This is a genomic window from Mesorhizobium sp. C120A (assembly GCF_030323105.1).
Lineage (GTDB): Bacteria > Pseudomonadota > Alphaproteobacteria > Rhizobiales > Rhizobiaceae > Mesorhizobium.
Genome location: NZ_CP100476.1, coordinates 5343711 through 5362585, shown reverse-complemented (window position 1 = coordinate 5362585; position 18875 = coordinate 5343711). Strand labels below are relative to the sequence as shown.

21 protein-coding genes are annotated in these 18875 nt (G+C 63.1%); 14 read left to right on the top strand and 7 right to left on the bottom strand.

Annotated elements, in window-relative coordinates:
- Positions 1-73: 73 nt before the first annotated feature.
- The 3 genes from tldD to NL532_RS26330 all read right to left on the bottom strand — a co-directional run bounded on the left by tldD (position 74) and on the right by NL532_RS26330 (position 2625).
- A complete protein-coding gene (gene tldD, locus NL532_RS26340) occupies positions 74-1777 on the bottom strand; it encodes a metalloprotease TldD (protein ID WP_023816786.1) in 1704 nt (567 codons plus the stop codon).
- Positions 1774-1971 carry a hypothetical protein gene (locus tag NL532_RS26335; protein WP_155923284.1) on the bottom strand — a complete coding sequence of 66 codons (198 nt, stop codon included), beginning with the start codon at positions 1969-1971 and terminating at the stop codon, positions 1774-1776. Before NL532_RS26335 ends, tldD begins: the two co-directional genes overlap by 4 nt.
- A gap of 69 nt (positions 1972-2040) precedes the next feature.
- Complete coding sequence (locus NL532_RS26330) at positions 2041-2625, bottom strand: invasion associated locus B family protein (protein ID WP_023668422.1); 585 nt, start codon at positions 2623-2625, stop codon at positions 2041-2043.
- Positions 2626-2988: 363 nt separating this feature from the next.
- On the opposite strand from NL532_RS26330, the gene coxB reads away from it, so the two are divergent.
- From coxB to NL532_RS26265, 13 genes are all read left to right on the top strand, one after another.
- Positions 2989-3885, top strand: a complete 897-nt coding sequence (coxB, locus tag NL532_RS26325; protein WP_050485823.1) for a cytochrome c oxidase subunit II — start codon at positions 2989-2991, stop codon at positions 3883-3885.
- A gap of 38 nt (positions 3886-3923) precedes the next feature.
- Positions 3924-5576 carry a cytochrome c oxidase subunit I gene (gene ctaD, locus NL532_RS26320; RefSeq protein ID WP_023668420.1) on the top strand — a complete coding sequence of 551 codons (1653 nt, stop codon included), beginning with the start codon at positions 3924-3926 and terminating at the stop codon, positions 5574-5576.
- A 71-nt stretch (positions 5577-5647) separates the two neighbouring features.
- Positions 5648-6592, top strand: coding sequence for a heme o synthase (locus tag NL532_RS26315; protein WP_023668419.1), 945 nt, complete (start codon positions 5648-5650; stop codon positions 6590-6592).
- Complete coding sequence (locus NL532_RS26310) at positions 6589-6744, top strand: cytochrome c oxidase system small membrane protein (protein WP_023668418.1); 156 nt, start codon at positions 6589-6591, stop codon at positions 6742-6744. The genes NL532_RS26315 and NL532_RS26310 overlap by 4 nt, the downstream gene beginning before the upstream one ends.
- Positions 6745-6752: 8 nt before the next feature.
- Positions 6753-7379: a cytochrome c oxidase assembly protein gene (locus tag NL532_RS26305; protein ID WP_023687150.1), complete on the top strand. Its 627-nt coding sequence runs from the start codon at positions 6753-6755 to the stop codon at positions 7377-7379.
- A 1-nt stretch (position 7380) separates the two neighbouring features.
- The gene (locus NL532_RS26300; RefSeq protein WP_023668416.1) at positions 7381-8262 is read left to right on the top strand and encodes a cytochrome c oxidase subunit 3; all 882 of its coding nucleotides are present in this window, start codon (positions 7381-7383) and stop codon (positions 8260-8262) included.
- Positions 8263-8338: 76 nt separating this feature from the next.
- A complete protein-coding gene (locus NL532_RS26295) occupies positions 8339-8479 on the top strand; it encodes a L,D-transpeptidase family protein (protein ID WP_023732093.1) in 141 nt (46 codons plus the stop codon).
- Between the two features lie 13 nt (positions 8480-8492).
- Positions 8493-8879 (top strand): DUF983 domain-containing protein, encoded by a 387-nt coding sequence (locus NL532_RS26290; protein ID WP_023668414.1) that lies wholly within the window; start codon positions 8493-8495, stop codon positions 8877-8879.
- On the top strand, positions 8876-9631 hold the full coding sequence (locus NL532_RS26285) for an SURF1 family protein (RefSeq protein ID WP_023735577.1): 756 nt from the start codon (positions 8876-8878) through the stop codon (positions 9629-9631). Before NL532_RS26290 ends, NL532_RS26285 begins: the two co-directional genes overlap by 4 nt.
- 164 nt (positions 9632-9795) lie before the next feature.
- Positions 9796-10806, top strand: coding sequence for a 4-hydroxy-3-methylbut-2-enyl diphosphate reductase (gene ispH, locus NL532_RS26280; RefSeq protein ID WP_023830040.1), 1011 nt, complete (start codon positions 9796-9798; stop codon positions 10804-10806).
- Positions 10807-10813: 7 nt separating this feature from the next.
- Positions 10814-11776 carry a homoserine kinase gene (locus NL532_RS26275; RefSeq protein ID WP_023830041.1) on the top strand — a complete coding sequence of 321 codons (963 nt, stop codon included), beginning with the start codon at positions 10814-10816 and terminating at the stop codon, positions 11774-11776.
- A complete protein-coding gene (gene rnhA / locus NL532_RS26270; RefSeq protein ID WP_023727481.1) occupies positions 11773-12312 on the top strand; it encodes a ribonuclease HI in 540 nt (179 codons plus the stop codon). The genes NL532_RS26275 and rnhA overlap by 4 nt, the downstream gene beginning before the upstream one ends.
- 29 nt (positions 12313-12341) lie before the next feature.
- A complete protein-coding gene (locus tag NL532_RS26265; RefSeq protein ID WP_023830042.1) occupies positions 12342-12926 on the top strand; it encodes a histidine phosphatase family protein in 585 nt (194 codons plus the stop codon).
- Positions 12927-12998: 72 nt separating this feature from the next.
- Here NL532_RS26265 and NL532_RS26260 read toward each other — a convergent pair whose 3' ends face one another.
- From NL532_RS26260 to NL532_RS26250, 3 genes are all read right to left on the bottom strand, one after another.
- Positions 12999-13478: a DUF2938 domain-containing protein gene (locus tag NL532_RS26260; RefSeq protein WP_023816782.1), complete on the bottom strand. Its 480-nt coding sequence runs from the start codon at positions 13476-13478 to the stop codon at positions 12999-13001.
- Between the two features lie 87 nt (positions 13479-13565).
- Positions 13566-14048: a peroxiredoxin gene (locus tag NL532_RS26255; protein ID WP_023668407.1), complete on the bottom strand. Its 483-nt coding sequence runs from the start codon at positions 14046-14048 to the stop codon at positions 13566-13568.
- Between the two features lie 111 nt (positions 14049-14159).
- On the bottom strand, positions 14160-14966 hold the full coding sequence (locus NL532_RS26250) for a protein-disulfide reductase DsbD domain-containing protein (protein ID WP_023830043.1): 807 nt from the start codon (positions 14964-14966) through the stop codon (positions 14160-14162).
- A gap of 215 nt (positions 14967-15181) precedes the next feature.
- Between NL532_RS26250 and NL532_RS26245 the strand changes: the two genes are divergently transcribed.
- Entirely contained in the window at positions 15182-15790 is a 609-nt protein-coding gene (locus NL532_RS26245) for a YqgE/AlgH family protein (protein ID WP_023698524.1), read from the top strand.
- 195 nt (positions 15791-15985) lie between these two features.
- Here NL532_RS26245 and NL532_RS26240 read toward each other — a convergent pair whose 3' ends face one another.
- Positions 15986-18874, bottom strand: coding sequence for an EAL domain-containing protein (locus NL532_RS26240; RefSeq protein ID WP_031203549.1), 2889 nt, complete (start codon positions 18872-18874; stop codon positions 15986-15988).
- Between the last annotated feature and the right edge of the window lies 1 nt (position 18875).

Sequence of the window (18875 nt, the reverse complement as noted above, 5' to 3'; positions counted from 1 at the left end):
ATTACCCTTGTGTAAGACAAAGGTAAGATATCCCTGTGAGGGGAACTATTCAAGCCCGCCGACGTCTCCTCGCTCAAACCCTGGTGCCGCCGACCGTCATCTGGTTCATCCTGAGATGCGGCTGGCCGACGCCGACCGGCACGCCTTGTCCGGCCTTGCCGCACATGCCGATGCCGGTGTCGAGTTTCATGTCGTTGCCGATCATCGACACACGGTGCATGGCGTCCGGTCCGTTGCCGATCAGCATGGCGCCCTTGATCGGCTGCGTCACCTTGCCGTTTTCGATCATGTAGGCCTCGGTGCAGCCGAACACGAACTTGCCTGAGGTGATGTCGACCTGGCCGCCGCCGAAGGATACGGCATAGATGCCGTTCTTGACCGAGGCGATGATCTCGTCCGGCTCCATGTCGCCCGCCGTCATATAGGTGTTGGTCATGCGCGGCATCGGCTGGTGCGCATAGCCTTCGCGCCGGCCGTTTCCCGTGGCTTTCATGCCCATCAGCCGGGCGTTCTGGCGGTCCTGCATGTAGCCGACAAGCTTGCCGTCCTCGATCAGCACATTGCGGGCCGAAGGCGTGCCTTCATCGTCGACGGTCAGCGAACCCCGCCGCTCCGGCATGGTGCCGTCATCGACCACGGTAACGCCCTTGGCGGCGACCTGCTGGCCGAGCAGGCCGGCAAAGGCGGAGGTCTTCTTGCGGTTGAAGTCGCCCTCCAGCCCATGGCCGACGGCTTCGTGCAGCATCACGCCTGGCCAGCCGCTGGACAAAACGATGTCGAACGTTCCGGCCGGCGCGGGAATGGCTTCGAGATTGACCAGCGCCTGCCTGAGCGCCTCCCTGGCCGCATGCTTCCAGGCGTCCTCGACCAGGAACTCGCCGAACGCCTTGCGCCCGCCCATGCCATAGGAGCCGCTTTCCTGGCGGTCGCCGTCGCCGACGACGACGGAAACGTTGATGCGGACCAGCGGGCGGATGTCGCGCACGATCTGGCCGTCGGCGCGCACGATCTCGACATGCTGCCAGGACGCCGCGAGCGAGGCCGTCACCTGGCGCACGCGCGGGTCCTCGGCGCGCAGCCATGCGTCGATTTCCTGCAACAGCTTGGCCTTGACCTCGAAGGAGGGCGAGGGGATCGGGTTCTCCTCGCCATAGAGATGGCGGTTGGTGCGCGCGGGTGCCGCGGCAAGCGTGCCGGAATAGCCGCCCCTGACTGTCGAGACGGCGTCGGCGGCGCGCAGCAGCGACGCCTCCGAAAGATCGCTGGAATGAGCGTAGCCGCTGGCCTCGCCGGCCACGGCGCGCAGGCCAAAACCCTGGTCGGTGTTGAAATTGGCGGTCTTCAGCCTGCCATTGTCGAACATCAGCGCTTCGCTCTCGCTGTATTCGAGGAACAGTTCGCCGTCGTCGGCGCCGTTCAGTGTGTCGGCGACGATCCGCTTGATGCGATCATCTGAAATGTCGAATTGGCCGGTCAGGCTGTTCATGGCAGGTCCGCTCACAGGAGGAATGGTGTTGCCACGATGTAGGCGCGAAGACGCGCCTGCACAATCCGCAATGACGATCCGCAGCAGGTAGGAGCGGGTAGCCCCGCCCCTGAACATGACATCCATCTTGAAGTTCGACCCGTCACCCGAAAAGGCCTTCACCCAGCGATATTTCTTGTTCCATTCATTGGCCTGGTCGGCCGTGAAGGGGTCGGTATAGCCCGAGGAGAACTGGATCGACTTGCACTTCTCATGGTTTTCGCAGCCATAGAAGTAGATGACATATTTCATGCCCTGAAGCCGGCCCGAGACCATCGGATCGCCCCGTCGTCCTTGTCCATCTTGGCCGAGCCATAGCCTTTCGCAAGCTCGAAAATGACGGCCGGATCGGGCGCCGTGATGATTTCGGAATCCTCGGCAAAGGCGACGGAAACGGCGCCGGTCAGGATTAGACCGGTCGACAAAAGCAAAGAACAAGCACGCATGATGACCCCCACAGCCAAAGATCAAACCCGTGGGAATTGTGAGGAAAGACGGTTTCGCAAGCATCAAGCTCAGGGCAGGGCGGCAAAACCGTCGGCGAAGCCCTTGAGGTCGACGGGGATGCCGATGCCTTCTTCCGGCGTCTGGAAGACGATGAAGGTGGCCGACGTCCCGGTCTTCAGCGTATCGAGCAGCGGCTTTTCGAGAATGACCTCGGCATAGCAGCCGTCTTGGAAGCAGCGCACGAAATAGGCGCGGCCAATATCCTTGCCGTCGACATTGAGGCCCAGGCCATTGGGCAGCAGAACGCCGAGCGGGGCCAGCACGCGCAGGATCTCGGCCTTGTTGTCGGCGGTGCGCAGGACGACGACGGACAGTCCCATTTCCGGGCGATCCTCGGCAACGACGTTCTGCATCATCACGCATTGTTCCGAGGTGGCGCCGGCCGGCGTGTCGCAGATGATCGACCACGCGCCATGCGTTGACTTGACCGTGCCGCTGGGCTGCGCTGCATTGGCGACGCCGGTTGCGGACGAGCCGATACCGATCAGGGCGGCGAGAAAAACGACCTTCGCCCCGCTTCTCGAAAGCCAAGCGCTTTTCGAATGCCAGGCGCTCTTCGAATGCCAGGCGTTTCTCGAAAGCCAAGAGGTCATGACGGCTCCATTGCGAATCACGGCACTTTAAGCCGCGCCAAGGCCAAGTAAAGGATAGGGCGACCGCCGGTCAGCCCCGGCAGGCGCAATAATGCGCTTTTCCCTAGCAAATTCGCCCGAATTGCGACCGTCGGGCGCATTCCTGACACAAGCCCGCATAGCCTGTCTGTCGACCACCCGCGCGGGCCACGAGGCCGTCGAAACAGCGCGGCAGCACTTGCGCGCAAAAATGCCGCACGGTTTCGCCCGCTCCTTTCTTGCGGAGGGAAATAGAGTATGGTTTGAACCACCCTTGGGACTGTCCGGGATTCCCATCCCGGCATTGTTCGATATTCTTGCGTCGCGATCGCGAGGAACCGGGAGATGAAGAGGGCGATGAGAAAATTCCCAGCAAGCGCCAAATTGATGGCAACGGCAGGCGCCGCCGCCGCATTTTTCGCCGGTGCCTCCGCCCATGCGGCCCAGCCGCAGCCGTGGGAGATGACTTTTCAGCCGCCGGCGACAGACATGATGCGGCAGATCGAGTGGTTCGGGAACTACACGATGTGGTTCGTCGTCCCGATCACTGCTTTGGTTCTGGCGCTTCTCGCCTGGTGCATCTTCAGGTTCCGCGCCAGCAAAAACCCGGTTCCGTCCAAGACCAGCCACAACACGCTGATCGAGATCATCTGGACAGTCGGGCCGGTCGTCGTCCTGCTGTTCATCGCCATTCCCTCGTTCCAGTTGCTGACGGCGCAGTACACGCCGCCGGAAGAGGCCAAGCTGACCGTCAAGGTAACGGGCAATCAGTGGAACTGGGACTATGAGTACCAGACCGAGAACACGCTCTCCTTCAACTCGGCCATCCTGCAGGACGCCGACCGCGCCGCGATCGGCAAGGAAGACCGCAAGGTCTATCCGCGCCTGCTGGCGGTCGACAACGAGCTGGTCGTGCCGGTCAACACCATGACGCGCGTCCTGGTTACCGCAGCCGACGTGATCCATTCCTTTGCCGTTCCGGCCTTCGGCATCAAGATGGACGCGGTTCCCGGCCGCACCAACGAGACGTGGTTCAAGGCGGAAAAGGAAGGCATCTATTACGGCCAGTGCTCGCAGCTCTGCGGCAAGGACCATGCCTTCATGCCGATCGCCGTCCGCGTCGTATCCGATGCGCAGTACAAGACCTGGCTGGCAGCAGCCAAGACCGACCTCCCCGGCGCCAACAAGGCGCTGATGGCCGAGGTCGACGGTACCAACAAGGTAGCGGCCGCCGGCAATTGATGCCGCGGGTTAGCAAGAATTAGGGAACGGAGCCGACCATGGCAGAAGCTGCAGCTCACGACGACCACGACCACAAGCCCTATCATGGCTGGGTCCGGTGGGTGTACTCCACCAACCACAAGGACATCGGCACGCTCTACCTGATCTTCGCGATCTTCGCGGGCATCGTCGGCGGCGCGCTTTCGGTCGTCATCCGCATGGAGCTGCAGGAGCCGGGCATCCAGATCTTCACCGGTCTGGCGCAGATGGTCTATGGCATGAACGGCGATGCCGCCATCGACGGCGGCAAGAGCATGTACAACGCCTTCGGCACCGCGCACGCGCTGATCATGATCTTCTTCATGGTCATGCCGGCGCTGATCGGCGGCTTCGCCAACTGGATGGTGCCGATCATGATCGGCGCGCCTGACATGGCCTTCCCGCGCATGAACAACATCTCGTTCTGGCTGCTGCCGCCGGCCTTCCTGCTGCTCATCGCTTCGGCTTTCATGCCGAGCGCGCCCGGCGCCTATGGCGTTGGCGGCGGCTGGACGCTCTATCCGCCGCTGTCGACCTCCGGCCAGCCCGGGCCGGCCATGGATCTGGCGATCCTGTCGATCCACATTGCCGGCGCGTCCTCGATCCTCGGCGCCATCAACTTCATCACCACCATTTTCAACATGCGCGCGCCGGGCATGACGCTGCACAAAATGCCGCTATTTGCCTGGTCGGTTCTGATCACCGCCTTCCTGCTGCTCTTGTCGCTTCCGGTTCTGGCCGGTGGCATCACCATGCTGCTTACCGACCGCAATTTCGGCACCACCTTCTTCGCCCCGGATGGCGGCGGCGATCCGATCCTGTTCCAGCATCTGTTCTGGTTCTTTGGTCACCCCGAAGTGTACATCCTGATCCTGCCGGGCTTCGGCATCATCAGCCACATCGTCTCGACCTTCTCGAAGAAGCCGGTGTTCGGCTATCTCGGCATGGCCTACGCCATGGTCGCGATCGGCGCCGTCGGCTTCATCGTCTGGGCGCACCACATGTACACGACCGGCCTGTCGCTCGACACGCAGCGCTACTTCGTCTTCGCCACCATGGTCATCGCCGTACCGACAGGCGTGAAGATCTTCTCCTGGATCGCGACGATGTGGGGCGGCTCGATCTCGTTCAAGACGCCGATGCTGTGGGCGCTGGGCTTCATCTTCCTGTTCACGGTCGGCGGCGTCACCGGCGTCCAGCTCGCCAACGCCGGCCTCGACCGCTCGCTGCATGACACCTATTTCGTCATTGCCCACTTCCACTATGTGCTGTCGCTGGGTGCGGTCTTCGCCATCTTCGCCGGCTGGTACTACTGGTTCCCCAAGATGACCGGCTACATGTACTCGCCGGTGATCGCCAACACCCACTTCTGGGTCACCTTCGTCGGCGTCAATTTGATCTTCTTCCCGCAGCATTTCCTCGGCCTGGCCGGCATGCCGCGCCGCACCATCGACTATCCCGACGCGTTCGCCGGCTGGAACATGGTGTCGTCCTACGGCTCCTATATATCGGCCGTCGGCGTGGTGATCTTCCTCTATGGCGTGTTCGAGGCCTTCCAGAAGAAGCGCGTCGCCGGCGCCAACCCGTGGGGCGAGGGTGCAACGACGCTCGAATGGCAGCTGCCTTCGCCGCCGCCTTTCCACCAGTGGGAACAGCTGCCGAAGATCAAGTAAGGCAGCCCGAATACGAAACCGCCGGCCCGCCGGCGGTTTTCGGCCAACGGAATGATTGGACTTATGTACGCATGGCCCTTGTCGACGACCCAATGATTGACGAAGCGGGCTTTCGCATGTCGGAAGCCACGTCGGGCGATTTCTTCGCCCTGCTGAAGCCGCGCGTCATGTCGCTGGTGGTGTTCACGGCCTTTGTCGGCATGGTCGCTGCGCCCGTGACCATCAACCCGCTGCTGGCGGTGATCGCCATCCTGGCCATTGCCATCGGCGCCGGCGCCTCGGGTGCGCTCAACATGTGGTACGACGCCGACATCGATGCGGTGATGAGCCGGACCGCCGGCCGCCCGGTACCGTCCGGCCGCATCCTGCCCGGCGAAGCCCTGAGCTTCGGCCTTGTGCTTTCGGTGCTGTCGGTGATGACCCTGGGCGTGCTGGTCAACTGGCTGTCGGCGGCGCTGCTTGCCTTCACCATCTTCTTCTACGCCGTCGTCTACACGATGTGGCTGAAGCGCTCGACGCCGCAGAACATCGTCATCGGCGGCGCCGCCGGCGCCATCCCGCCGGTCATCGGCTGGGCCGCGGTGACCGGAACGGTGAGCCTGGAAAGCCTCGTCCTGTTCCTGATCATCTTCCTGTGGACGCCGCCGCACTTCTGGGCGCTGGCGCTGTTCAAGTCCGACGACTACGCCAAGGCCGGCATCCCGATGATGCCGAACGTTGCCGGCCAGGCCTCGACCCGCCGCCAGATCTTTGCCTACGCCCTGATCCTGGCGCCGATCGGCGTGCTGCCCTGGGTGCTCGGTTTCACTACCGCCTTCTATGGCGTCGCATCAGTGGCTCTCGGCGCCGGCTTCGTCTGGTATGCCTGGAAAGTGCTGTGCATGACCGATAGCGACCGCGTCATGAAGCCGGCCAAGGCTCTGTTCGCCTATTCGCTGCTCTACCTCTTCGCCATCTTCGCCATCTATCTTGCCGACTGTGTCGTCGGTCGCGCTTTGGCCATCGGTGGAGCATGACTATGATCGACAAGAAGCTTGAACTGGTCACGCTGACCGAAAGCCAGAAGAAGGCGCGGCGCAACCGTTCGGCGGCGATCGGCGTCGCGCTGGCGATTCTGGTCGTCATCTTCTACGTCGCGACCATCGTGAAATTCGGCCATACCGGATGAGGCCGATGATGACCCGCCAGACCGTGACCGATCCCAGGAAGAAGAACACCAACCGCGTCGTCGCCGCCGTCTGCGTCGCCTTCTTCGGCGGCATGATCGGCATGGCCTACGCCGCGGTGCCGCTCTACAAGATGTTCTGCCAGGCCACCGGCTATGGCGGCACCACGCAGCGCGCCGAAAAGCAATATGCCGGCCGCATCCTCGACCGTGACATCACCGTGCGCTTCGACGCCAACACCAACGGCATTCCGTGGCAGTTCCAGCCGGTCGCCCGTTCGGTCACCATCAAGATCGGCGAGACCACGCAGGCGCATTACAGCGCCACCAACAAGCTCGACCGCGCCGTTACCGGCCGCGCCACCTTCAACGTGCAGCCGGAACTGGCGGGCCCCTACTTCAACAAGGTCGAGTGTTTCTGCTTCACCGACACGACGCTGAAGCCCGGCGAGACGCTGGACATGCCAGTCGTGTTCTATGTGGATCCCGATATCGTCAACGTGCCGGAACTGAAGGACTTGAAGACGATCACCCTGTCCTACACGATGTTCCCGGTCCAAAAGAACAAGCCGGTGGCGTCATCGACGCCGAACAGCAGCAGCAAAGTTTCAGATACCGAAGCAAATCTCGGGGGTTGATATGGCAGACGCGCACGCAAAACCACAACACGACTACCATCTCGTCAACCCGAGCCCGTGGCCCTTCCTGGGGTCGATCGGCGCACTGGTGACTGCAGTCGGCGGCGTCGCCCTGATGCAGTATCTCAAGAACGGCGATTTTCCAATTTTCGGCCACAACATCGCCAATCCATGGCTGTTCTTCATCGGCCTGGTCATCGTCCTCTACACGATGTTTGCCTGGTGGTCGGACACCATCAAGGAAGCGCATGAGGGCCACCACACGCGCGTCGTGTCGCTGCATCTGCGCTACGGCATGATCATGTTCATCGCTTCGGAAGTGATGTTCTTCGTTGCCTGGTTCTGGGCCTATTTCGATGCCAGCCTGTTTCCGAGCGAAGTGCAGAATTACGCCCGCACCGCTTTCACTGGTGGCGTCTGGCCGCCGAAGGGTCTCGAAGTCCTCGATCCCTTCCATCTGCCGCTCTACAACACCATCATCCTGCTTCTGTCGGGCACCACGGTGACATGGGCGCACCATTCGCTCATCCATGGCGACCGCAAGGGCCTGATCAACGGCCTGGTGCTGACCGTCGGCCTCGGCATGCTGTTCACCATGGTGCAGGCCTACGAGTACATGCACGCTCCGTTCGGCTTCAAGGATTCCATCTACGGCGCCACCTTCTTCATGGCGACCGGCTTCCATGGCTTCCACGTCATCATCGGCACCATCTTCCTGCTGGTCTGCCTGATCCGCGCCTGGAAAGGCGACTTCACGCCCAAGCAGCATTTCGGCTTCGAGGCGGCTGCTTGGTACTGGCACTTCGTCGACGTGGTCTGGCTGTTCCTGTTCGCATCGATCTACGTCTGGGGATCGGTCGGCGCGGTGATCGAAGGCCACTGACGGCTTTCACCGAACCGACAAATCAGAAGGGCGGTCGCGGCAACGCGGTCGCCTTTCGTCTTTTCGGCGCCCATCAATGGCCAACGGATTCGGCTGGTCGGGCTGGCTGCTTCAATTGGTCGACTGGACCGATGGCTGCATTGGGGTTACCGACTGCGACATGGACCAAATCTGGACTATGGTGCCGGATGGAACGCTGATCGAAATCGAGCCGTAAAGCATGACTATCCATGAGTGAAGATAGGGCGATCTGGCCACCCATCGAGCCGATCTCGGCCGGCCTGCACGGACGCTGCCCGCGCTGCGGCGAAGGACGGCTGTTTTCCGGCTTCCTCACCGTCGGCAAGCGCTGCAACAATTGCGGCCTCGACTATTCCTACGCCGATGCCGGCGACGGCCCGGCGGTGTTCGTCATCCTGATCATCGGCTTCATCGTCGTCGGGCTGGCGCTGTGGGTGGAGGTGACGCTGAGCCCGCCGCTGTGGCTGCATTTCATCATCTGGATACCGCTGGCCGTGGCGCTGTGCCTGACGGCGCTGAGGCTGATCAAGGGGGTGCTGCTGACGCTTCAATACGCCAACAAGGCGGCCGAAGGCCGCCTGGACCAGGGGCAATGAGCGAGGCGCTGACCAAGCCCGCCGGCCGCTCGCGGCCGAAGACGGCATTGCTGCTCGGCCTCGGCCTGGTGGTGTTCGTCATCCTGCTCGGGCTTGGCACATGGCAGGTGCAGCGCCTGTACTGGAAGGAAGCCCTTCTGCAGACCATCGACCAGCGCACCCATTCAGCGCCGCGGCCGCTGGCGGACGTCGAGAAGGAATTCGCCGCCACCGGTGATGTCGACTACACGCCGGTCACCGTCAGCGGGACGTTCCTGCACTCCGGCGAGCGGCATTTCTACGCCACATGGGACGGCGACGCCGGCTTCAACGTCTATACCCCGCTGGCCCTCGACGATGGCCGCTACGTCCTGATCAACCGCGGCTTCGTTCCCTATGATCTCAAGGATGCCGCCAAGCGCCCGCAAGGGCAGGTGACCGGCAAGGTCACGGTCACCGGCCTGGCGCGCAACCCGCTGCCGGCCAAGCCGTCGATGATGCTGCCCGACAATGACGTGGCCAAGAACATCTTCTACTGGAAGGACCGCGATGCCATGGCGGCGAGTGCCGGCCTGCCGGCGCGTGCCGTGCTGGTGCCGATCTTCATCGACGCCGACAAGACGCCGAACCCGGGCGGGCTGCCGGTCGGCGGCGTCACCATCATCGACCTGCCGAACTCTCATCTGCAATATGCCTTCACCTGGTTTGGCCTGGCGGCGGCTCTTGCCGCGGTTCTGATCGTCAGGCTGCGCCGTCCGGCAAAGACTGAATGATCCAGAGCATGATCCCGAAAACTGGGAACCGGTTTTTCGGACAAGATCATGCTCCAACAAAGAGTTGGATCAGGTTGACCATTCAACCTGATCTCAACTGCCCTTGACAGGGCAGGGGTGCACACCTCATTTCGCGTCACGATACGATCAACCGATCTGGAATCATGCTGCAGACCGCCACAAAACCACCGCTGACGATCCGGCTCTGCCAGCCGCGCGGCTTTTGCGCCGGCGTCGACCGCGCGATCCAGATTGTCGTGCTGGCGTTGAAGAAATACGGCGCGCCGGTCTATGTCCGCCACGAGATCGTTCACAACCGCTATGTCGTCGAGGGCCTGCAAAGCCTTGGCGCGGTTTTCATCGAGGAACTCTCGGAAATCCCGGCCGAGCACCGCAAGTCGCCGGTTGTCTTCTCGGCCCACGGCGTGCCGAAATCGGTGCCGGCCGACGCCAAGGCACGCGAGCTCTTCTATCTCGACGCCACCTGCCCGCTGGTGTCCAAGGTGCACAAGCAGGCGATGCGCCATCAGCGGCTCGGCCGCCATGTGCTTTTGATCGGCCATGCCGGCCATCCCGAAGTGATCGGCACCATGGGCCAGTTGACGGAAGGCGCCGTCACGCTGATCGAGACCGAAGCCGACGCTGCGACCTTTGCCCCCGCCGACCCGGAAGCCCTCGGCTTCGTCAGCCAGACAACGTTGTCGGTCGAAGACACTGCCGGCATATTGCGGGTGCTGCAGGAGCGCTTCCCGCAGCTGCATGCACCGGCCGCCGAATCGATCTGCTACGCCACCACCAACCGCCAGGAAGCGGTCAAGGAAACCGCCGCCGGCGCCGATCTCTATCTGATCGTCGGTGCGCCCAATTCCTCCAATTCGCGCCGTCTTGTCGAAGTGGCGGAGCGCGCCGGCGCCACCATGTCGCTTCTCGTACAGCGCGCCGCCGAAATTCCGTGGAATGACATCACAAATATCTCGACGCTCGGCCTGTCTGCCGGCGCGTCGGCGCCGGAGATCATCGTCGACGAGATCATCGACGCCTTCCGCCAGCGCTTCGAGGTGACCATCGACCTGGCGATCACGGCCACCGAAACGGAGGATTTTCCAGTCATGCGGGTTCTGCGCGATGTCGAACTGACGCGGGCCGACATGGCCTTCGTCAACGGAGCCGCGTGAACAGCCCATGGCGGTCTACACCGACGTCAATGAAGGCGAACTCGGCGCGTTCCTGAGGGCATATCCGGTCGGCGAACTCTTGTCCTACAAGGGTATCGCCGAAGGCACGGAGAATTCGAATTTCCTGCTGCACACCTCAAGCGGCTCTTACATACTGACGCTCTACGAGAAGCGCGTCGACAAGGCCGACCTGCCGTTCTTCCTCAGCCTGATGGGCCATCTCGCCCGCAAAGGCATTTCCTGCCCGTTGCCGGTGACCGCGCATGACGGCACCGTCATCGGCACGCTGGCCGGCCGGCCCGCGGTCATCATCACCTTCCTCGAAGGCCTGTCGCTGCGGCGGCCGACAGCGGCGCATTGCGCGGAGGTCGGCAAGTCCCTCGCCGCACTGCATTTGGCCGGGCAGGATTTTGCGATGACGCGTGACAACGCACTGGCCATCGAGGGCTGGCGCAAACTCTGGAATGCCTCGCGCGACCGAGCCGACGAGGTCGAGCCGGGACTGGCGGCCGAGGTCGACGCGGATTTCGCGGATTTCGAACGCCATTGGCCGCAGGGCCTGCCGGCAGGCATCATCCATGCCGATCTGTTTCCCGACAATGTCTTCTTCCTCGGCGAGAAACTGTCCGGCCTCATCGACTTCTATTTCGCCTGCCACGACCTCTACGCCTATGACGTCGCCACCTGTCTCAACGCCTGGTGTTTCGAGAAGGATTTCTCCTTCAACCTGACCAAAGGCACGGCGCTGCTGGCCGGCTATCAGAGCGTGCGGCCTTTGAGCGATGGCGAGAAAGCAGCGCTGCCGATGCTTTCGCGCGGCTCGGCGCTGCGCTTTATGTTGACTCGGCTCTATGACTGGCTGACCGTTCCCGAGGGCGGGCTGGTCATGAAGCGCGATCCGACCGAATATATCCGCCGCATGCGCTTCCACCGCGCGATCAAGTCGCCTTCGGAATACGGACTGACATGACCAAGCAGGTTGAAATCTTCACCGACGGTGCCTGCTCGGGCAATCCCGGTCCCGGCGGCTGGGGCGCCATCCTGCGCTTCAACGGCAAGACCAGGGAATTGTCGGGCGGCGAGGCCGAGACGACCAATAACCGCATGGAGCTGCTGGCCGCCATCTCGGCGCTGAATGCGCTGAAGGAGCCGTGCGCCGTCGAGCTTCACACCGACAGCAAATATGTCATGGACGGTATCTCCAAATGGATCCACGGCTGGAAGAAAAACGGCTGGAAGACCGCTGACAAGAAGCCGGTCAAGAACGGTGAACTGTGGCAGGCGCTGGATGAGGCCAATCGGCGCCACAAGGTGACCTGGAACTGGGTCAAGGGCCATGCCGGCCACACCGAGAACGAACGCGCCGACGAACTCGCAAGGGAAGGCATGGCGCCGTTCAAGAGGGGCTCAGCCAAACCTGCGGCGCCGAAAGCGGCGCTGAAGCCGGCGGCATCCGAGAAGCAGCCTGCGGCGCCACGGGCACGGCGCTCGACCCAGAGCTATTGAGCTCAAGCTACCGGCAGGAGACCTCACTCATGCCGATCGTATACTACATCGCCCATCCCCAGGTTCAGATCGATGCCAACGTTCCCGTGCCGCACTGGGGGCTGTCCGAGATCGGACGGGCTCGAGCATCAGCCATGCTCGAGCAGCCATGGGTCGGGTCGATCCGGCGGGTCGTCTCGTCGGCCGAACGCAAGGCGATCGAAACCGCCGAGATCCTTGGCAAACACCTCGGCCTCGCGGTCGAGGTGAAGGAGCGCATGCATGAGAACGATCGGTCGGCAACCGGCTTCCTGCCGCCGCCGGAGTTCGAGGCGGTCGCCGACCAGTTCTTCGCCAATCCGCACAAAAGCATTCGCGGCTGGGAACGGGCCATCGACGCCCAGCAACGCATTGTCAGCGAGGTCGAAACGGTGCTGGGTGCTGCCGACGGCGGCGACATTGCCTTCGTCGGCCATGGCGGCGTCGGAACGCTCTTGCTGCTCTCGCTCAGCGGCCGCGCAATCAGCCGCGCGGCGGATCAGCCGGCCGGCGGCGGCAATTACTTCGCCTATGATGTCGGCACGCGCCGCGTCGTCCACGGATGGCGGCCGATAGACAGTCTGGCGCCGCGCTAAAGCGGATGTCAGGAGATCATCGATACCGTAGCCGCGATGAAGCCGCTGGCGACCAGCGGATAGAACCTGTCCTCAGCGGATCAGCAGGGCCGTGCCGTAGAGGCCGAGCGCGAACACCGTGTGCGAGATCACGTTGAAGGCGCGGATCTGCATCGCGTTGGGGCGCTTTGACGCAGCCCAGCCGGCGCCCATGCCGGGCGCCAGCAGGAACCAGCCGGCGCCGATGGTGACCATGCCGAGGATGAAGGCCGGCAGGAAGGTCGGCGCGTCCAGCCATGCCGTGCCCGCCAGCGCCACCAGGATGAAGCCGTAGACGATGCCGGTGACATAATGGAAGGCCCAGCCCAGCGCCTGCTCATGCGCATAGGGTGCGGCATGGGCGATATCGTCGTGGAAAACCTTGCCTTCCCTAAGGTGCCAGACCCAGCGGCCGGGCGGCCCCCAGTTCGGCCGCGGCTGGCTGAGCGCCAGATGCAGGAACAGCGCCCAAAGATCCATCAGCACCGTGGCGCCGATGCCAATCGCAATGCTGCGCCAGATGATGTCAAACATCGTCGATGTCCCCCAAAGCAGGCAATCCGGCTGGAAGCGCGTGGTCGTCAGGCCATCGCGTTCATGAGCCGAGGCGGCCGCCGCGGTTTAGAGCTGGCTCAGAATGTGAGCGGCACCCGACGTGTCGACTCCTGGCTTGGTCTCGACGTTGAGCGCGGTGACCTTGCCGTTGTCGACGATCATCGAGAAGCGCTTCGAGCGCAATCCCATGCCGCCGCTGGAATAGTCGGAGTCGAGGCCGATCGACTTGGCGAAGTCGCCATTGCCGTCGGCGAGATAGAGGATCTTGCCTTGACCGCCGGTGAAATTGGCCCAGGCACCCATGACATGGACGTCGTTGACCGACACGACGGCGATGGTGTCGACGCCGCGGGCCAGGATGGCATCGTGGTTCTCAAGATAGCCCGGCAGGTGGTTGTTGCTGCAGGTCGGCGTGAACGCGCCGGGAACACCGAACAGCACCACTTTCTTGCCCGCAAAAATCTCGGCCGAGGTGATCACCTTGGCGCCGTCGGCGGTCATTTCCTTGAAGGTCGCATCGGGCAGTTTGTCGCCAACGGCAATCGTCATGATGGTCCTCGTGTGAAAAGCAGGGAAGGTTTCTTGCGATAGCGAAATCGGGCATCTCCCGCAACCGCCGACAAGGCCTGGATCAAGGGAAAGCCTGGATCGGGTTCCGTATCAGGGGAACGGCAGAACGCCCTCGACCGCGCCTTCGGCACTTGTCAGGGTGTAATACAACCCGCCATCGGTCGGTGTCGTCGACGGCCGGTCGAGGATCGGAATGGTAAACACCAGCCGGCCGTCCTTTTCGCTGCGTGCAGGCGCCCCGAACATATAGTCGCGTCCCCCGGCGACGAATAAATCCGCCGCCTCCGGATCGCCGGGAAAAGTCGCCTCGACGATCAGCGTCTCATGGTCGCCCGGCAGCACCTTGATCCCGAAATCGGGCTTGGCAGGCGCGGGCAAGGTGGCGAGTGCAGCCTTCACCAGCGCCGCATCCTCGGCATTGTCGGGATCGGCGGCGGGATCGACGCTCAGCCGCGTCTGCACCGGAATACAGATCGTCTCGCAGATGCCAAGAAAGATGTCGGCGTCGATGACGGCCGCATCCCCAGGCGACGACAAAGTGAACGTCACCGGCAGCGAGACCGGATGGTTGTAGCCGGCCCATTTGCCGTAGCCGTCGTCATGGCGCTGAGGCGGAGGGAAGGAAAACGCCGCATCGGTGATGTTGGTGCTGGCCGCAATGTCGATCTGCGGCGGCACGCCCGCGTCGCCCGGATCGCGCCAATAGGTCTTCCAGCCGGGCTTGAGCGCGATGTCGAGAACGCCCTGTATGCGACCGGCCTCGTCGGCCTTGCCTGTTGTCACCAGCCGCACCTTGCCCCCTTCGCTGTTGTACCAGTCGGAAGACGAGGCGGCGGCGGGAAGGGCTGCTCCGCATCCGATGGCGGCGCCGAGCAGCAGGATTTTCAAGCTTTGCATGGCGTTGATTTGATCGTCAGTTCATGGCCGCGCAATGTTTTCATGGCGCTCTGCGTATCATATTTGCGTGACCTTCGGGCAAGCAACAGTTGGGTTCAAGCAATCGGCCGAGCGAAGTTCGCACTCAAGATCCAGTTGTTCCAACCATTGGGCTTTGGCCGAATCGCACGCGGCGCATCTTTTCGGCGTCCCGGAAACGCGTTACGCTCCCGTTCATGGACTTTTTGCGCCACAAAAAGACGGCCGGTGGACGCGGCTTTCTTGACGACCAGTTTCTGATTGCCATGCCCGGCATGAAGGACGATCGCTTCACGCGCTCGGTCATCTACATCTGCGCGCACAGCGATGAAGGCGCCATGGGCCTGATCATCAACCAGACGCAGCAGATGCTGTTTCCCGATCTTCTGGTGCAGCTCGGCATCATGAACGAACAGGAGGCGATCAGGCTGCCGGCGCAGGCCCGCGACTTCGTCGTGCGCAATGGCGGCCCGGTGGACCGCAGCCGCGGCTTCGTCCTGCACTCGGGCGACTACCGGGTGGAATCCTCGCTCACCGTCTCCGACGATATCTGCCTGACCGCGACGGTCGACATATTGCGCGCCATCTCGTCCGGCCGCGGCCCGCGGCGCGCGTTGATGGCGCTCGGCTATTCCGGCTGGGGCGCCGGCCAGCTGGAAACCGAGATCGCCGAGAATGGCTGGCTGACCTGTCCGGCCACGCCGGAGCTTCTGTTCGACGCCGACATCGAGCGCAAATACGACCGCATCCTGGCATCGATCGGAATTGATCTGGCGCATTTGAGCCTGGCCGCGGGGCACGCCTGAGGCCTCGCCTCGCCGACGTTCCGCCGAACCTTCGCGACTAGCCGAAGCCGCCCGCCACTTTCGTCATCCTAGGGTCTGCGCTGCGTCGCTGCGCTCCTTGCTTCGCCCCAGGATGACGAAGGCGCGGTCGCTTCAGCTAATTTTCGGGGTTCATTCCAATGTAACCACGCGCCTGCACGACGCATGCCTCACCCATCACGCCTGCGTCATCGGGTACTGCTCTTTCAACGCCTTCAGCACCTGGTCGCCTGGCATCGGCGCGCCGAACATGAAGCTTTGCACATATTCGCAGCCCATCTGGCGCAATTCCAGCGCATCGCTTTCGTCGGAAATGCCCTCGGCCACCACCGACAGGCCGAGTTCATGCGCCATGTTGACCATGGATTTGAGCAGCACCGCCCGCTTCGGCGTCGCGTCGTCGACGAAGCTCTTGTCGATCTTGATGGTGTCGAAGGGGAAGCGGGTCAGATAGGCGAGCGAGGAATAGCCGGTGCCGAAATCGTCCAGCGACAGGCCGATGCCGAGCTGCTTGAGTTTGGTCAGCACATGCGAGGTCTGCTCTGGATTGTCCATGACCAGCGATTCGGTAAGTTCGAGCCGGAAGCAGCGCGGCTTCAGATTGGCGCGGGCGATGACCGAGCGGACATCGCTGACCAGGTCGCGGCGGATCAGCTGGCGGCTGGACAGATTGACCGACACCGACAGCGGGGTGTCGCCGATCTGCTTTTGCCAGCCGGCGAGGTCTTCGGCCGCCTGCTGCATGGCAAACAGCCCAAGCTGCACGATCAGGCCACAGCTTTCGGCGACCGGAATGAAATCGCCGGGCGGGATCATGCCGCGGCGCGGATGGTCCCAACGCAGCAGCGCTTCGAAGCCGGCAATGCTGCCGTCCTCCAGCCGCACGATCGGCTGGTAGGCAAGGGTGAATTCGCGCCGCTCGATGGCGCGGCGCAGATCGGATTCGAATTGCAGCCGGTCGGTGCCGACGGTGCGGAAGGCCGGCCGGAACGGCTCGATCCTGTCGCCGCCGAAGCGCTTGGCCTGGTGCATGGCAAGCTCGGCGTCCTTGACCATGTCTTCTGCCGAAGTCTGCGCCGAGGTCCAGGTGATCAGGCCGATCGAGGCAGTCAGCACGATCTCGCGCTTGGCGAAGGTGATCGGGTTGTTGATGGCGTGCTTGATGGCGTCTGCCACCGCCGCGATGCGGGAGGGTTCCTGTTCGGAGAGCAGCATCAGGGCGAACTGGTCACCGGCAAAGCGCGACAGCGAATCCTTCGGTTTCAACAGCCGGTGCAAACGGCGCGCAATGGTGAGCAGGATGGTGTCGCCGGCCGAGATGCCAAGCCCGTCATTGACCTGCTTGAAACGGTCGATGTCGATGACGAAGACGGTCGGGCGCACCTTCTCTTCGGTGCGCGCGATCGAGATGATGGCTTCCAGCCGGTTCATCAGAAGTTCGCGGTTGGGCAGGCCGGTCAGATTGTCGTGAACGGCATCGTGCAGCAGCCTTTCCTCGGACTTTTTCTGCTCGGTGACGTCGACCATGGTGCCGACGCAGCGAATCACTTCGCCATCCGAGCCGATCACCGGCCGCGCCCGAAGCAAGAACCAGTGGTAGTGCCCGTCGGCGCCGCGCAGGCGGAAATTCTGCGAGACCCGGCCGCGCCGATGTTCGAGCACCACGTCGAGCGTGGTGCGGAACGTGTCGCGGTCGTCGGCATGCAGCACCGGCAGCCAGTTGCGGGCCGCACCCCCCAGGCTGTTGGGCGCGAGGCCAAGCTGGATGCTGACGTCGGGCTTGGTGACGACGCGGTCGCGCAGCACGTCCCAGTCCCACACCGTGTCGCCGGAGCCGGCGACGGCCAGCGCCTGGCGCTCGAGATCGGAGAACAGGCCCTGATGCAGCGCGCCGCCGGCAAAGGCATGCTGCATGACGGTGAAGCCGATCAAAAGGATGATCAGGATCAGCCCGCCGCCCAATGCCGGCTGGGCGATGTCGTTGTCGAGCATGCCGGTGATCGCCATCCACGACCCGCACAGCCATAGCAGCACCATCACCCAACTGGGCACCAGCATGATCGCACGGTCGTAACCACGAAGACCGAGCAGGATGATGAGGCCGAGCCCGGTCAGCGCGGTGGCGGCAAAGGACAGCCGGGCAATACCGGCGGCGACGGCCGGATCGATGATGGCCACACCCGCAATCAGCACCAGGCCGAGGATCCAGACCAGCGCGCCATAGCTGAAATGGCCGTGCCACCGGTTGAGGTTGAGATAGGCGAACAGGAACACCACGAAGGTCGCCGCAAGCGCCACCTCCGTTCCCGCCCGCCACATCTGCTCGTTGCCGGGCGATATCTCTATGATCTTGTTCAGAAAGCCGAAATCGACGCAGATATAGGCAAGTACCGCCCACGCAAGTGCGGCTGTCGCCGGAAACATCGAGGTTCCCTTGACGACGAAAAGGATGGTCAGGAAGAGCGCCAGCAGCCCGGCGATGCCGATGACGATGCCGCGGAACAGCGTATAGGAATTGACCGAGTCCTTGTAGGCTTCCGGCTCCCATAGATAGACCTGCGGCAGCTTCGGCGAGGCGAGTTCGGCGATGAAGGTGATCACCGTTCCCGGGTTCAGCGTCACCCGGAACACGTCGGCGTCGGAGCTTGACTGGCGGTCGAGCGCGAAGCCCTCGCTGGGTGTGATCGCGGCGATGCGGGTGGCGCCGAGATCGGGCCAGAAGATGCCGGAGTTCACCAACCGGAAATGCGGCGCCACGATCAGCCGGTCGAGCTGCTGGTCGGTGGTGTTGGCGAGCGCAAACACCGCCCAGTCACCGCTCGATCGCGCGTCATTGGCCTCGACCTCGATGCGCCGCACGATGCCGTCGGGGCCGGGCGCGGTCGACACCTGGAAGTTTTCGCCCTGGTTGCGGTAGATCTCGACGGCGCGCGACAGGTCGAGCGCTACGTCGTCGCGGGCAATCTTGATCGGTTCGACGGCGAAGGCCGGGAGCGCCGCGCAAAGCGTGACGACAGCCGCCAGAACAAAGGCCAACAGCGACCCGTTTCGCAGGAAATTCGTCAAA

Bases quoted from the DNA above. Each gene is read 5' to 3' on its own strand.
- tldD (WP_023816786.1), bottom strand. From the start codon at position 1,777: ATGAAATATGTCATCTACTTCTATGGCTGCGAAAACCATGAGAAGTGC.
- NL532_RS26260 (WP_023816782.1), bottom strand. From the start codon at position 13,478: ATGTTTGACATCATCTGGCGCAGCATTGCGATTGGCATCGGCGCCACG.
- NL532_RS26285 (WP_023735577.1), top strand. From the start codon at position 8,876: ATGAGCGAGGCGCTGACCAAGCCCGCCGGCCGCTCGCGGCCGAAGACG.
- NL532_RS26315 (WP_023668419.1), top strand. From the start codon at position 5,648: ATGGCCCTTGTCGACGACCCAATGATTGACGAAGCGGGCTTTCGCATG.
- coxB (WP_050485823.1), top strand. From the start codon at position 2,989: ATGAAGAGGGCGATGAGAAAATTCCCAGCAAGCGCCAAATTGATGGCA.
- NL532_RS26290 (WP_023668414.1), top strand. From the start codon at position 8,493: ATGAGTGAAGATAGGGCGATCTGGCCACCCATCGAGCCGATCTCGGCC.
- NL532_RS26275 (WP_023830041.1), top strand. From the start codon at position 10,814: ATGGCGGTCTACACCGACGTCAATGAAGGCGAACTCGGCGCGTTCCTG.
- ispH (WP_023830040.1), top strand. From the start codon at position 9,796: ATGCTGCAGACCGCCACAAAACCACCGCTGACGATCCGGCTCTGCCAG.
- NL532_RS26330 (WP_023668422.1), bottom strand. From the start codon at position 2,625: ATGACCTCTTGGCTTTCGAGAAACGCCTGGCATTCGAAGAGCGCCTGG.
- ctaD (WP_023668420.1), top strand. From the start codon at position 3,924: ATGGCAGAAGCTGCAGCTCACGACGACCACGACCACAAGCCCTATCAT.
- NL532_RS26300 (WP_023668416.1), top strand. From the start codon at position 7,381: ATGGCAGACGCGCACGCAAAACCACAACACGACTACCATCTCGTCAAC.
- NL532_RS26245 (WP_023698524.1), top strand. From the start codon at position 15,182: ATGGACTTTTTGCGCCACAAAAAGACGGCCGGTGGACGCGGCTTTCTT.
- NL532_RS26335 (WP_155923284.1), bottom strand. From the start codon at position 1,971: ATGCGTGCTTGTTCTTTGCTTTTGTCGACCGGTCTAATCCTGACCGGC.
- NL532_RS26310 (WP_023668418.1), top strand. From the start codon at position 6,589: ATGACTATGATCGACAAGAAGCTTGAACTGGTCACGCTGACCGAAAGC.
- NL532_RS26295 (WP_023732093.1), top strand. From the start codon at position 8,339: ATGGCCAACGGATTCGGCTGGTCGGGCTGGCTGCTTCAATTGGTCGAC.
- rnhA (WP_023727481.1), top strand. From the start codon at position 11,773: ATGACCAAGCAGGTTGAAATCTTCACCGACGGTGCCTGCTCGGGCAAT.
- NL532_RS26265 (WP_023830042.1), top strand. From the start codon at position 12,342: ATGCCGATCGTATACTACATCGCCCATCCCCAGGTTCAGATCGATGCC.
- NL532_RS26255 (WP_023668407.1), bottom strand. From the start codon at position 14,048: ATGACGATTGCCGTTGGCGACAAACTGCCCGATGCGACCTTCAAGGAA.
- NL532_RS26305 (WP_023687150.1), top strand. From the start codon at position 6,753: ATGACCCGCCAGACCGTGACCGATCCCAGGAAGAAGAACACCAACCGC.
- NL532_RS26250 (WP_023830043.1), bottom strand. From the start codon at position 14,966: ATGCAAAGCTTGAAAATCCTGCTGCTCGGCGCCGCCATCGGATGCGGA.